This is a genomic window from Pseudomonas sp. WSY_20, from assembly GCF_043104335.1.
Classification (GTDB): domain Bacteria; phylum Pseudomonadota; class Gammaproteobacteria; order Pseudomonadales; family Pseudomonadaceae; genus Aquipseudomonas; species Aquipseudomonas parafulva_B.
Genome location: NZ_JBICKP010000001.1, coordinates 1 through 13,288, shown reverse-complemented (window position 1 = coordinate 13,288; position 13,288 = coordinate 1). Strand labels below are relative to the sequence as shown.

Sequence of the window (13,288 nt, the reverse complement as noted above, 5' to 3'; positions counted from 1 at the left end):
AAAGCCAACGCAACCGCAACCGCAACGGCAACGGCAACGGCAACGGCAACGGCAACGGCAACGGCAACGGCAACGGCAACGGCATTTTGGACGATAGCTTAGGGATATATCGATTAAAGCGATAAAATAGAGCCGATATTTACGCTTATTTTAGATGTTTCATAAGCGCATGATGGCCCTATTACACCTTTTGAAGGAGTCCAATCATGCTTCAACTACGACCATTCAACACCCTGGGCGCCGCCAACCACGGCTGGCTCGATGCGCACCATCACTTCTCGTTCGCCGAGTACTACGACCCAGCCCGCATGCACTGGGGCAACCTGCGGGTCTGGAACGACGACATCATCGCCGCTGGCAGCGGGTTCCCACCCCACCCTCACCGGGACATGGAAATCATCACCTACGTGCGCGAAGGGGCCATTACCCATGAAGACAACCTGGGCAACAAGGGCCGGACCGAGGCTGGCGACGTGCAGGTGATGAGCGCCGGCACAGGCATCGCGCACAGTGAGTACAACCAAGAGGACAGCGAGGCGCGCATTTTCCAGATCTGGATCGTGCCCGAGCGCACTGGTGATGCACCGTCCTGGGGTACACGCCCGTTTCCCAAGGGTGAACGCGGCGAAGGCTTCGTGACCCTGGCCAGTGGCAGAGATGGCGATGAAGGCAGCCTGCCGATTCGTACCGATGCCCGCCTGGTCGCCGCAACGCTGCGCGCCGGAGAAACCGCCGAGTACCGGTTCGACCCCAAGCGTCGCGGTTACCTCGTCCCGGCCAAGGGCCGCATCGAGGTCAATGGGCTGCAGGCCAATGCCCGGGACGGCGTGGCCATCGCCGAAGAAACGTTGCTGCAGGTCACCGCCCTGGAAGACAGCGAGATCGTGCTGGTGGACGTCGCCTGAAACGCTGGCACTCAGCCGGGCCGGTCCTCAAGGATTGCCCGGCTGGGCCAGCTCAGCCAGCACTTCGGCGGACGTGATGACCTGGCGGAAATGATGCTCCCACAAGGCGATGCCCATCTTCGCCGAACGATCCAGCGAGGAGCCGACGGTCATGTCGGTCACCAGAGTCGGCATCAACCCGGCATCGAACAGCGCGAAACCGGCTGCCAGCACACAGGTGTCGGTCTGCAAACCGCTCACCAGCACACGCTCCACCCCGAGACCGCGCAGGTACTCGATCATCTCTTTACCCGGTCCGTAACCATGCTTGATGAACACCCGATCGGCTTCGATCAGGCTTTCATCCTGGGCAGCCGGGTGCCAGCCCAATTGCCGCTCGAAAGGTGTCACGCGCTCATCGTGCAACTCGACCGAGGCGATGGTAGGTATGTTGGCCGAAAGCAGTCGCAGGCCGTCGACCAACCATTCCGGCGGGTTGAATGTGGACTGCACGTCCACGATGAGCAGGACCTGACGCATGAGCACCTTCCGTCATGAAAAAGCCATGGAGTATACCCGCCTGGGCCTGACAAGCGCGTTGAAGCCCAACCCGCTCATGCACGACGGTGCTCAATCAGGCTGATGAACAAATCTTCATGCAGGCTTGAGCCCCGCAGGCTCGGGCGGCCTGGGCGCGGCCCACCTCACCGCGGTGCGCGGCGCCTTGAGGCGGGCATGCAGCTTGCGTAGCATCACTGCCCCACCCGGCACCAGCCCGTTACCAACGCCTGCCCGCCCAGCCTTCTACAGACAGAGCCCATGCCCCAACCGATCCCCCTCAAGGACCATGAAAAGGAAAAGCACCTGGTCAACCGCCGGCTCCTGGCCTGCGCTGCGCTGGTCTTCAGCCTAGTCGCCATCCTGATTGGTCGGTTGTATGTGCTGCAAGTCATCCAGCATGACCAGCAAAGCGCCGTGTCGGAGAACAATCGCGTCCATGTGCTGCCGATCGCACCCGAGCGAGGCTTGATCTACGACCGCAATGGCACTGTGCTGGCCGACAACAAGCCCAGCTTCGACCTGACCATGACCCGTGAACGGACCGGCGGCGACAGCGCCAAGGTGCTCGACACCCTGACCCAGGTGCTGGGGCTCGATGACGAGGACCGCAAACAGTTCGACAAGGACCTGCGACGCGGGCGCAAACCCTTCGAGCCGGTCACCTTGATGGTGGGCTTGAGCGAAGAGCAGATTGCCTTGATTGCCGTCAACCAGTTCCGCCTGCCGGGCCTTGAGGTGGAGCCGCAATTCATTCGCGAATACCCGCTGGGCGAGCACTTCGCCCATTCGGTCGGCTACGTAGGCCGCATCAACGAAAAAGAGGCCAAGACCCTGGACAGCATCGAGTACCGGGGGACTCAGTCGATCGGCAAGACGGGCATCGAACGTTTCTATGAAAGTCAGTTGCACGGCCACGTAGGCTACGAGGAAGTCGAGACCAACGCCCAGGGCCGGGTGATGCGTGTGCTCAATCACAAGGCCCCCACGCCAGGTCAGGACATCGTGCTGACCCTCGATGCCCACCTGCAACTGGCGGCGGAAAAGGCCCTGGGCGAGCGCCGAGGCTCGGTGGTGGTGCTGGACCCGGCCAACGGCGATGTGCTGGCGATGGTCAGCAACCCGGGGTTCGATCCCAACCTGTTCGTCAAGGGCATCAGCTTCAAGCAGTACGCACAACTGCGCGACTCCATCGACCGCCCCCTGTTCAACCGCGTGCTGCGCGGGCTGTATGCCCCAGGGTCGACGGTCAAACCCGAAGTGGCCATTGCCGGGCTGGACAGCGGCGTGATCACGCCGGCCAACCGCGTGTTCGACCCGGGTTACTACGAGTTGCCCAACTACGATCACAAATACCGTAACTGGAACCGCAGCGGTGATGGCTGGGTGGACATGTACACCGCGATCATGCGTTCCAACGACACCTACTTCTACGACCTGGCGCACAAACTGGGTATCGAGCGCCTGCACGACTACATGGCCGAATTCGGTCTTGGCCAGAAGGTGTCGCTGGACATGTTCGAAGAAGCGGCCGGGCTGATGCCTTCGGCCGAATGGAAGCGCGCGACCCGCCGACAGCCCTGGTTCCCCGGTGAAACGTTGATTCTGGGTATTGGTCAGGGCTACATGCAGGTCACGCCATTGCAACTGGCGCAAGCCACCAGCCTGCTGGCCAGCAAAGGCGTATGGCATCGCCCGCACCTGGCGATGACCGTCGGTGGCGATGCGCCCATCGACCCTAACCCCATGCCCGATATCGTGCTGCACGACAAACGCGCCTGGGATCAGGTGAGCCAGGGTATGCAAATGGTCATGCACGACCCGCGCGGCATCGCGCGCGCTGCCGCCGCTGGCGCGCAATACCGCATTGCCGGCAAGAGCGGTACGGCCCAGGTGGTGGCCATCAAGCAAGGGGAACGCTACAACCGCAACAAGACCCTGGAACGACACCGTGACAACGCCTTGTTCGTCGGGTTCGCCCCGGCCGAGCACCCCAGCGTGGTCGTGGCGGTGATGATCGAAAACGGCGAAGCCGGTGGGCGGGTGGCAGGCCCGGTAGTGCGCGAGGTCATGGATGCCTACCTGCTGGACGAACAAGGTCATCTAAAGCCCGAATACGCCGGCAGCTCGGCGGGCAAGTCACCTGCCCACGGCTGAAGGCAAAGCCCGCAGGCGGTCAGGCCTTGCGTTCAGGGCGCAACGCGGGGCATCAGATCGTAAGGGTGCTGCCACCCCGGCAACGCCTGCAGTCGCGCTTTCCAGGCTTCGATGTGCGTGTACTGCTGCACGTTCATGCCGGTGTCCTCGGGCATGAACACATAACCGGCCAGCGACAAGTCGGCGATGGTCACCCGCGCGCCGACCATGAACGGTGTGCCGGCCAGGTGCGCATCGACGATGCGGTAGGCCGCGGCGGCTCGCTCGCGCAGGAACGTCGTCACCTCGGTTTCGCCCGTCTTCTTCAGGCACAACAAAAAGCGCAGCGCCGCGTAGTAGCTGGTGAACTTGTGGTTGTCGAACAGCATCCAGCGCCAGATCTCACGCCGCTCTTCTTCACTCTGGGGGCCGAACTGGCCTGTTTGTGCGCTCAAGTAGTCGAGGATCAACGCCGACTGGGTCAAGCAGGTGCCCCCATGCATCAGCACCGGCACCTCACCCTGCTCGTTCACCTCGTCGCGCCACATCGGGTCGCGGGTCTGGCCATTGAAGAAGTCCACGAACACCGGCTGCCAGTCCTGGCCGGTCAGTTCGAGCATCAGCGCAGCCTTGTAGGCATTGCCGGATTCGGCGAAACAATGCAGCGTGTACTCGGACATGGTGCAGCCCTCGGTGGCTGTTGGGGTAGGCCGCTGAGCAGAGCACACCCGTGGCGATGCGGTCAATCCGGGCCTGACGTCGATGTTGGCCAGGCCCGTTGACCCGCCCAACCCTGCCCCGCCTGAGCAGACCATCGGCTAACGCTTCGGTGAGGGAACTCCACCTGCATGCGTAGCCTCTCACCAATAGTGGTAATCCCCTGGGCTTCACCTATTGGAGAACACGACATGCGCCAACTTGCCCTCGTACCCGCACTGCTGCTTCTGTTGCCTGCCGGCGCTGCCATGGCCCGCGTCGACGGCCGCGACATTGCCACTTCGGCCGGTGTCTCGGCTTCGCTGTACTCAACGTTCAAGGATGACAAACGCATCATTCCTGCCCGTGACGAGCTGTCTGCGTTCGTCGCCAGCGGTGGTGCCATTCGTGGTGCCTACGTGGAAGCTGCCTTGCAGCAAGCACGCAAGGACCACCCCGGCCTGCAAGTCAACGATGAAGAACTCGCTCGCGCCATCCTCTCCCAGGACGACCCTCTGGTCGCCCAGCAATGACTGCCGCCGGCGTTGGCCCTCGTTGTGGCCAGCGCCGGTCGTAGCCCGCCCCGCAAGCCCTAAGTCCAGACTGGGGCTACACTCGTCATGACCCTATAAGAACAACGCATCCAAGTGAGATGACGATGCTGTATGACGAACACGTCGACGGCGCGCTGCCGACAGTTGATCGCGAGCTTTTGGTTCAGTCCCTGCGCGAGGCACTGCCTGACCTTCAGGTGCTCCACCGCGATGAAGACCTCAAGCCGTATGAATGCGACGGTCTGGCGGCGTACCGTACGGTGCCGCTGCTGGTGGTGTTACCCGAGCGCGTAGACCAAGTGCAGAGCGTGCTGCAGCTTTGCCACCGGCTCACCGTACCGGTCGTGGCTCGCGGCGCCGGGACCGGGCTGTCTGGCGGTGCCATGCCCTTGGCCAAAGGCGTGTTGCTGGTGATGGCGCGGCTCAATCGTATTCTCGAAGTCAACCCCCAAGGCCGCTTCGCCCGGGTTCAGCCGGGCGTTCGCAACTTAGCCATTTCCCAGGCCGCCGCCCCTTACGGGTTGTACTACGCCCCCGACCCTTCATCGCAGATCGCCTGCACCATCGGTGGCAATGTCGCTGAGAACGCAGGCGGCGTGCATTGCCTGAAGTACGGTCTGACCGTGCACAACATCCTCAAACTGGAGGTGTTGACCGTGGAAGGTGAACGGCTGACCCTGGGTAGCGATGCGCTCGACAGTCCTGGGTTCGACCTTCTAGCACTGTTCACCGGCTCCGAAGGCATGCTGGGGATCGTCACCGAGGTGACCGTGCGGCTGCTACCCAAGCCCCCCGTGGCACGGGTTCTGCTTGCCAGCTTCGACCGGGTCGAGGACGCCGCGCGGTCTGTTGCCCACATCATTGCCGCCGGCATCATTCCCGGGGGGCTGGAAATGATGGATAACCTGGCCATTCGGGCGGCCGAGGACTTCATCCATGCCGGGTACCCAGTGGAGGCAGCCGCCATCCTCTTGTGTGAACTCGACGGGGTCGAGGCCGATGTGCACGAAGACTGCGAACGGGTGGCCACACTGTTCACCCAGGCCGGTGCCAGCGAGGTGCGGCTGGCGTGTGACGAGGCGCAGCGTGCACAGTTCTGGGCAGGACGCAAGAATGCCTTCCCTGCCGTCGGCCGCTTGTCCCCGGACTACTACTGCATGGACGGTACGATTCCGCGGCGTGAGCTGCCCCGCGTGCTGGTGAGAATTAGTGAAATGGCGCGCGAGCATAGGCTGCGGGTGGCCAATGTGTTCCATGCAGGTGACGGCAATATGCACCCGCTGATCCTGTTCGACGCCAACCAGCCTGGCGAGCTGGAGCGGGCCGAGTCCCTGGGTGGAAAAATCCTGGAGCTGTGCGTGGCCGTTGGTGGGAGCATCACCGGGGAGCATGGGGTCGGCCGGGAGAAGATCAACCAGATGTGCGCCCAGTTCACCCATGACGAGCTGCGGGTGTTTCACGCCGTCAAGGCTGCATTCGACCCGCAGAGCTTGCTCAACCCTGGCAAGAACATTCCCACGCTGCACCGCTGCGCCGAATTCGGTGCGCTGCACGTGCACCATGGGCAGTTGCCCTTCCCTGCGCTGGAGCGGTTTTGATGGGCACGGACCAGGATGCAAGCCAGGCGTTGCTCGAGCAGGTTCGCCAGGCGCTGGATGCCGGTACGCCCTTGCGCATCCAGGGCAGTGGCAGCAAGGCCATGATCGGCCATGCCGTCAACGGGCAAGTGCTCGATACACGCGGCCATCGCGGCATCGTCAGTTACGACCCCACGGAGCTGGTGCTGACGGCTCGCGCCGGTACGCCGTTGCGCGACATTGAGGCGGCGTTGCAGGAAAACGGTCAGATGCTGGCTTGCGAGCCACCGCACCTGGGCCCGGGTGCCACCTTGGGCGGCATGGTGGCGGCTGGCTTGTCCGGGCCCAGGCGGCCCTGGTCAGGATCGGTCCGTGACTTCGTGCTGGGCACCCAGGTAATCACAGGCCAGGGCAGCGTGCTGCGCTTCGGCGGCCAAGTGATGAAAAACGTGGCCGGGTATGACCTTTCACGGTTGCTGGCAGGCAGTTTCGGCTGCCTGGGTGTGCTGACCGAGGTGTCGCTTAAAGTCCTGCCCGTGCCGCGGCACTGCGTAAGCCTGCGCCTTGGAATGGATCGGAGCCAGGCCTTGGCCGCGCTCACGCGCTGGAGCTCGGAACCACTGCCGCTCAGTGGTGCCTGCCACGATGGACAAGCATTGTTCGTGCGCCTGGAAGGTGGCGAGGGTTCGGTAGCGTCGGCCCGCCAGCGCCTGGGGGGCGAGTACGTGGACGGCGAGTTCTGGACGCAACTGCGTGAGCAGCGCCTGGCATTCTTCACCCAGGGCAGCGAGCCCTTGTGGCGTGTGTCGGTACCCCTCGCAACAGGGGAACTGCACCTGCCGGGACGCCAATGGCTGGACTGGGCAGGCGCCCAGCGCTGGCTGCGGACAGACGCCCCAGCCCATGTCATTCACCGCATCGCCGAACAGGCGGGTGGCCACGCGCTGTGCCTCACCCCAGGCCAGGCCCCCTACCCGCCCTTGTCAGAGCCGCTGATGCGCTACCACCGGAGCCTCAAGGCCCAACTGGACCCCAAGCGCATCTTCAATCCTGGCCGTCTGTACCCGGACCTCTGAGGGCAGCCCATGCAGACCAACCTGAGTGACAGCGCACGCACACTCGAGCGCGCCGAGGAGGCAGAACGCATCCTGCGCGCGTGCGTACACTGCGGCTTCTGCACAGCGACCTGCCCCACCTACCAGCTGCTTGGCGATGAGCTCGATGGCCCGCGCGGGCGCATCTACCTGATCAAGCAGGTGCTCGAAGGCCAGCCCGCCACTACCAGTACTCAATCTCATCTGGACCGATGCCTGTCGTGCCGCAGCTGCGAAACCACTTGCCCGTCGGGTGTGCGTTACCACGACCTGCTGGACATTGGCCGGGCCGTCGTGGAGCAGCAGGTGCCACGACCACTGGGCCAGCGCCTGTTACGTCACGGCCTGCGCTTTGCGATGGTGCGCCCCGCCGTTTTCAAGGCCCTGCTGCGAACTGGCCAAGCCCTGCGCCCCTGGCTACCGGCGCAGGCCCAGCAAAAGGTGCATTTGCAAAAGGCGGCTGACCTGATGCGCCCGGCGGTGCGCCATCCGCGGCGTGTCCTGATGCTCGAGGGGTGTGTGCAACCGGCATTGTCACCGGCGACCAACGCCGCGGCGGCGCGCCTGCTCGATCGCCTCGGTATCAGCGTGACCCCTGCACCGGCCGAGGGTTGCTGTGGAGCAGTGGACTACCACCTCAACGCCCAGGCGCAAGGTTTGCAGCGCGCACGGCGGCGCATCGATGCCTGGTGGCCAGCCGTTGAGGCGGGCGTCGAGGCTATCGTGATCCCAGCAAGCGGCTGCGCCGCGTTCGTGCGCGAGTATGCTCACCTGTTGGCTGCTGACCCGGCCTATGCAGCCAAGGCGGCGCGGGTCAGCAGCCTGTGCCGTGACTTGGTGGAAGTCCTGGGGGATGCGCCCGTCGAGCAGCTGGCGGTGCCCGCCGGACGGCGCCTGGCGTTTCACTGTCCGTGCACTCTGCAACATGCCTTGAAACTGGGTGGCGCTGTGGAAGCGCTATTGATCCGGCTGGGGTTTACCCTGACTCCGGTCACCGATGCCCACCTGTGCTGTGGCTCGGCAGGCACCTATTCGCTGACCCAGCCAGGGTTGTCCAGGCAGCTGCGCGACAACCGGCTGGACGCCCTGGAACGCGGGCAACCGGACGAGATAGCCACCGCCAACATCGGCTGCCAGGTGCATTTGAATGGCGCCGGGCGCACCGCGGTTCGGCACTGGGTGGAGATCGTCGAAGAGGCGCTCAGGCACGCAGAAGAGCGCGCCGGGGCGAACGAGGGATAGGCGTCCCCTGCCGCCTTGTGCATCTCGTCCTTGGTAAGCTTCATCGTCGCCCATTTACTTGATTGGGATTTTTCACCGGCCAACCTAGGAACCGTCCTACTTGTCGCATGGCAGAGCAGAAAACATGATCGACGCAGTCGCCCCCACACAGGACGCTGCGCATGCTCGCCAACCCGCACCTTCTTGCCGAACTGCGCAGCCACCTGCGCGAACTGCTCACCCATGACCTGGCCAACCCAGACCAGGACCCTCATCTGTCTGGCGTCATGTTCTTCTGCGTCACCGACGAGCCATCCAGGCAACTGATCGAGCGAATCGAACTGCTCGCCAGCGAAGCGTTTTTCGATGCTCGGGGCCGGGCCATCACCCATCACATGAAGGCCGCCGTCGTGGAAGGGGTTCAGATCAAGCGCTGCCGTAGCGCCCCTGCCGACGAAACCCGCATCCGCATCATTCTCTCGGGCAAAGGCTACATCACGGTGAGCATGGCCAGGGCCTAAGCAGTCTTGCTGCGGCGTGAGCAGGCACCCCGCCGTACGCAATCCGCTATCCTGAGCGCTCTCTTGCTTTGGAATGCTCCATGGAACTGCATATTCGCCTGGAGGGCCGCAAAGGCTTGGCTGCCCAGCTCTACGCGCAGTTGCGCGCAGGCATCGAATGCGGTCACCTGGCGGCTGGCAGCCAGTTGCCGCCCAGCCGCTTGCTGGCCGAGCAATTGGGAGTGTCGCGCAAGACCGTCGCGGACGCCTATGCACGCCTCACCCAGGACAACTTGCTGAGCGCGGTAGTCGGCCGGGGTACGTTCATCAATACGCTTGCACCCAAGCGCAGCGCGCCGCCAAGCGCCTTGCCCCTTGCCGGCGATGCGTCGCTCAGGCGCTGGCAATCCCGCGCCACCGTACTGGGCCAACGTCAAGCGCAATTGGGGGTGCGTTATGACTTCATCGGCGGTGTGGCGAGCAAGGCGCTATTCCCGTTCGACCTGTGGCGCAGCTGCCTGAACTACGCCGTGCGGCGAAGCCAGCATCATCCACAGCGGCATTTCCCAGCCCAGGGCCTTGCGGAACTGCGCGAGGTCATCGCCCACCACATCGCCTACGCCCGGGGCGTGCACTGCACGGCTGACGATATACTTGTGTGCAACGGCGCCCAGCAGGCCCTGGACCTGATCGCCAGGGTGCTGGTGGAGCCTGGCTGCAAGGTCGCCATGGAGGACCCGGGGTATCCGCCGGCACGGCAGTTGTTCCTGGCCTTGGGCGCCCAGCTGCAGGGGGTGCCGGTGGATGAAGAAGGTTTGTGCGTTGACCAGATTGCCGAGGGCACGCGGCTGATCTATGTCACGCCTTCGCACCAGTTCCCATTGGGCATGCCGATGGGCGAGACACGCCGGCGAGCGCTGCTGGCCCGGGCAGCCGCGTTGGGTGCGCTGATCATCGAGGACGACTACGACTGCGAATTCCGCTATCTGGGGCCTAGGGCCGATGCGCTGCAACGCCTGGACACCCAGGGCCTTGTGGCTTACGTCGGCACGTTCTCCAAGACCCTGCTCCCGGAGTTGCGCCTGGGTTATGCCGTTTTGCCAGAAGCCGTGCTCAAGGCCAGTTGCGTGGCCAAGCAATTGAGCGACTGGCACAGCCCGACCGTGCTGCAGTGGGCCCTGGCCCGCTTCGTGGAACAGGGGCATCTGAACCGGCACATCCGCCGTTGCCATGAGGTATACAGCGCGCGTCGCGATCGCGTGTTGCAGCGTCTGGACGACGACCTTGCCCCTTGGCTCAGGGCCATTCCCGCCGAGGCGGGGTTTCATCTAAGTGCCTTGGCGCAAACGGGGCTCGACGTGGAGCACCTGGTCGAACAGGCACGCAAGGTCGACCTGGGCATTTACTCGCTCGCCCCGTTCTTCAATGAAACGCCAGTGCGTCCGGGGCTGTTGATGGGCTTTGGTGCCATTGAAATGCTCGACATCGACCCAGCATTCGACCGACTGCGCGATACCCTGCGGCGGATCAGCTGAGGGCATCGATGTTATCGACCGGGACGGGTCGAGCTAGCGCCTTCGCGTAGCTCTGCGGGCTGAAGGCTATCGTCACCAGCAGCATCGTCAACACGCTGGCCGTGAGCACGGTCCACGCGCCTTGAAAATCACCGTCGAGCGCACGCAGCCACCCGATGATGTACGGCACACAGCCGGTGATGATGAAGCCGATACCCTGGACGAATCCCGCCAGGCCGCCGGCTTCGGCTGGCGTAGGAAGATGTTCGAGGGTCAGGGTCAGGCTTTGGCTGAAACAGGCGCCCAGCCCGAACCCGATCAACGCTACCCAAAGCCCTGGTGCGGCGGTGGGTGCCATCAGTAACCCCATGAACCCTACCAGTTGAATCGACAGCGCCAGCGCAAGGCCTGGGCGCCGATCCACCCAGCGCCTGAGCAGCAGCGGCAGGCCCAATGCGCCCAGTACCTGGAATAGGGTCATCAACCCCACCAGGTCGGCGCCTCCCTGTGCGCTGCCACCCTGCTCCAGATAAAACGCTGGCAGCCAGGCGACCATGCTGGTGTAGCCGCCATTGATCAAACCGAAGTACACGGCCAGCAACCAGGCCCGTCGGTGGCCAAACCAGTGCCCGCCGTTTGCTTTTAACACGAGGGGCTGTATGTTGCGTGGCCGCAGGATGAGCCATGCCAGCATGGCAAGCATCGCCGGTGCGGCCCAGGCCCCCAGGCCCATTTGCCATTGCCCGGAATACTCAGCCAGGTGCGGGCCCAGCACAGCAGCCAGCCCGCCGCCGCTCATCAAGGCAGCCGAGTACAGGCCCATTGCGCCAGCAAGGCGCCCCGGAAACCAGCGATTGACCAACCCTGGCATCATGCCCTGCACCACCGCCACGCCCAAGCCTGCAAGCACGGCGCTGGCAACCAGTGCCCAGGCACTTTGAAGTTGCAACCGCCAGAGGCACGCCAGCGCGATGGCCGCCAAACCACCGAGCATGCCGGCGTGTTCGCTCAGCCATCGGCGTGACCAAGGGTGCAGTAATGGAACCGCTCCCATGCACAACACCGGCAGCGCCGTCAGCAATGCCGCTTGCTGATAACCCAGGCCGGTACTGATGCGCATTGGCTCGAGCAAAGGGCCGATGCTGGTCAGGATGGGGCGCAGGTTCAAGGCCAGCAGCACGACCAGCATCGCTCTCCAGACTACTGTCATTGATCGTTGGCCTGTTGCCACTGAGCGTACAGCCCGCTTTCGTCGTCGGGCTTGAAGGCGCGCAGCGGCAATGACTGCTGCTGGGGCGCACGCGTCATCTGCGCGTACAAGTCAGCGGTAGACAGCCCGTAAGGCTGGCCTTCGTCGTTGTCATAGGCGAACCAGGCCTGGCTGATACCGCACAGGTGCATGGCCGCCAGGCACATGGGGCATGGGTGGCCGCTGGCATACACCTGGGCGCCGTCAAGACGGGCGCGCCCCAGCGCCTGGCTGGCCTGGCGGATGACTTGCATCTCGGCATGGGTGGTCGGGTCTTGTGAGCGGTGTATCTCATTGACACCGCGCGCCACAACCTGGCCTTGGTACACCAGGACGGCACCGAACGGCCGGCCTCCGGCTGCGATGTTGGCGCGTGCCAGTTCGAGGGCCTCGCGCATGAAACGGACTTCTGGCATGGCTCGATCTCCTTGGATGGGACGGGTCATTATCCTGAGTCGGTGGCAGTGGCAGAAATGAAGAGATTGGATGCCTGTCAGTGGGGATGCGAATGGCAGGATTGGCCTCCCCGAAGATGAGCGGATTGGCTATCGGACGTATCGGTGCCCGAGGGTATCGTGACGCCACCCTAAAGCGTTTCTGGAGAGCGCCATGCAACACCGCATCGACTGGTCGAAACAAGCCCCTGACGCCTACAAGGCCATGGCAGCCCTGGAGCAGGCGTTGACCCGCACGGGCCTTGAGCACGATCTGCTTGAACTGGTGCGCTTACGCGCCTCGCAGATCAATGGCTGCGCGTACTGCGTCAACTTGCATGCCAACGACGCGCGCAAGGCCGGCGAGCGCGAGGCGCGCCTGCAGACGTTGTGCGTGTGGCGAGAGACGACCTACTTCACGGGGCGTGAGCGAGCGGCGCTGGCCTGGGTTGAGAGCCTGACCCGGCTGGCCGATTGTGGCGCCCCGCAGGGGGAGTATGAGGCGTTGCTGGAGCACTTCGAGCCAGCCGAGGTGGTGAATCTGACGCTGGCTATCGCGACGATCAATGCGTGGAATCGGTTTGGGGTGGGGTTTGCCATGGTGGCGGGTTGAAGGAGCCTGGGAGGCTATTGTTTAATTCAGCCTTTCTCTAATTGGAAGCATCAACATCTAGCTATGCCGCGTGATGAATCGTGGCACATCCCTCGAAGGCTACGCTTTACCGGTGTAGATACCGTCTTGATCCTCACCTCGCAGGTGCGATTTGAGGGTCAAGACGGTATCTACCTTGGTCCTGTATTGGCTGAGATAGCGCAGGCCCGGATCATGCAGAAGTAACGGCCTAGCGCCGTTTATGGAGGCTAGCCGATT

Annotated in this window: 13 protein-coding genes; 9 read left to right on the top strand and 4 right to left on the bottom strand. The window is 63.7% G+C overall.

Annotated features, from left to right (window positions below; genetic code table 11):
* Positions 1 to 206: 206 nt before the first annotated feature.
* The gene (locus ACF8E5_RS00065) at positions 207 to 905 is read left to right on the top strand and encodes a pirin family protein (RefSeq protein ID WP_058603303.1); all 699 of its coding nucleotides are present in this window, start codon (positions 207 to 209) and stop codon (positions 903 to 905) included.
* Between the two features lie 27 nt (positions 906 to 932).
* Here the strand turns inward: ACF8E5_RS00065 and ACF8E5_RS00060 are convergent, their stop codons facing one another.
* Positions 933 to 1,424: an isochorismatase family protein gene (locus ACF8E5_RS00060; RefSeq protein ID WP_392474731.1), complete on the bottom strand. Its 492-nt coding sequence runs from the start codon at positions 1,422 to 1,424 to the stop codon at positions 933 to 935.
* 279 nt (positions 1,425 to 1,703) lie between these two features.
* On the opposite strand from ACF8E5_RS00060, the gene mrdA reads away from it, so the two are divergent.
* Positions 1,704 to 3,599: a penicillin-binding protein 2 gene (mrdA, locus tag ACF8E5_RS00055; RefSeq protein ID WP_392474730.1), complete on the top strand. Its 1,896-nt coding sequence runs from the start codon at positions 1,704 to 1,706 to the stop codon at positions 3,597 to 3,599.
* A 32-nt stretch (positions 3,600 to 3,631) separates the two neighbouring features.
* Here mrdA and ACF8E5_RS00050 read toward each other — a convergent pair whose 3' ends face one another.
* On the bottom strand, positions 3,632 to 4,258 hold the full coding sequence (locus ACF8E5_RS00050) for a glutathione S-transferase family protein (RefSeq protein ID WP_078478485.1): 627 nt from the start codon (positions 4,256 to 4,258) through the stop codon (positions 3,632 to 3,634).
* Positions 4,259 to 4,486: 228 nt separating this feature from the next.
* Between ACF8E5_RS00050 and ACF8E5_RS00045 the strand changes: the two genes are divergently transcribed.
* The 6 genes from ACF8E5_RS00045 to ACF8E5_RS00020 all read left to right on the top strand — a co-directional run bounded on the left by ACF8E5_RS00045 (position 4,487) and on the right by ACF8E5_RS00020 (position 10,755).
* Positions 4,487 to 4,807, top strand: coding sequence for a DUF2388 domain-containing protein (locus ACF8E5_RS00045; RefSeq protein ID WP_027915726.1), 321 nt, complete (start codon positions 4,487 to 4,489; stop codon positions 4,805 to 4,807).
* Between the two features lie 119 nt (positions 4,808 to 4,926).
* A complete protein-coding gene (glcD, locus tag ACF8E5_RS00040; protein WP_392474729.1) occupies positions 4,927 to 6,426 on the top strand; it encodes a glycolate oxidase subunit GlcD in 1,500 nt (499 codons plus the stop codon).
* Entirely contained in the window at positions 6,426 to 7,481 is a 1,056-nt protein-coding gene (gene glcE, locus ACF8E5_RS00035; protein WP_196127357.1) for a glycolate oxidase subunit GlcE, read from the top strand. The genes glcD and glcE overlap by 1 nt, the downstream gene beginning before the upstream one ends.
* Before the next feature lie 9 nt (positions 7,482 to 7,490).
* The gene (gene glcF / locus ACF8E5_RS00030; protein WP_145254924.1) at positions 7,491 to 8,741 is read left to right on the top strand and encodes a glycolate oxidase subunit GlcF; all 1,251 of its coding nucleotides are present in this window, start codon (positions 7,491 to 7,493) and stop codon (positions 8,739 to 8,741) included.
* 161 nt (positions 8,742 to 8,902) lie between these two features.
* Positions 8,903 to 9,241, top strand: a complete 339-nt coding sequence (locus tag ACF8E5_RS00025) for a hypothetical protein (protein WP_058603310.1) — start codon at positions 8,903 to 8,905, stop codon at positions 9,239 to 9,241.
* 80 nt (positions 9,242 to 9,321) lie between these two features.
* The gene (locus tag ACF8E5_RS00020) at positions 9,322 to 10,755 is read left to right on the top strand and encodes a PLP-dependent aminotransferase family protein (protein ID WP_392474727.1); all 1,434 of its coding nucleotides are present in this window, start codon (positions 9,322 to 9,324) and stop codon (positions 10,753 to 10,755) included.
* Here the strand turns inward: ACF8E5_RS00020 and ACF8E5_RS00015 are convergent.
* Both ACF8E5_RS00015 and ACF8E5_RS00010 read right to left on the bottom strand, forming a co-directional pair.
* The gene (locus ACF8E5_RS00015) at positions 10,748 to 11,944 is read right to left on the bottom strand and encodes a CynX/NimT family MFS transporter (protein ID WP_392474726.1); all 1,197 of its coding nucleotides are present in this window, start codon (positions 11,942 to 11,944) and stop codon (positions 10,748 to 10,750) included. The two genes, ACF8E5_RS00020 and ACF8E5_RS00015, sit on opposite strands and share 8 nt — an antisense overlap.
* Positions 11,941 to 12,399 carry a nucleoside deaminase gene (locus ACF8E5_RS00010; protein ID WP_058603313.1) on the bottom strand — a complete coding sequence of 153 codons (459 nt, stop codon included), beginning with the start codon at positions 12,397 to 12,399 and terminating at the stop codon, positions 11,941 to 11,943. The genes ACF8E5_RS00015 and ACF8E5_RS00010 overlap by 4 nt, the downstream gene beginning before the upstream one ends.
* A gap of 193 nt (positions 12,400 to 12,592) precedes the next feature.
* Between ACF8E5_RS00010 and ACF8E5_RS00005 the strand changes: the two genes are divergently transcribed.
* Positions 12,593 to 13,030 (top strand): carboxymuconolactone decarboxylase family protein, encoded by a 438-nt coding sequence (locus ACF8E5_RS00005; RefSeq protein WP_058603314.1) that lies wholly within the window; start codon positions 12,593 to 12,595, stop codon positions 13,028 to 13,030.
* Positions 13,031 to 13,288: the final 258 nt, after the last annotated feature.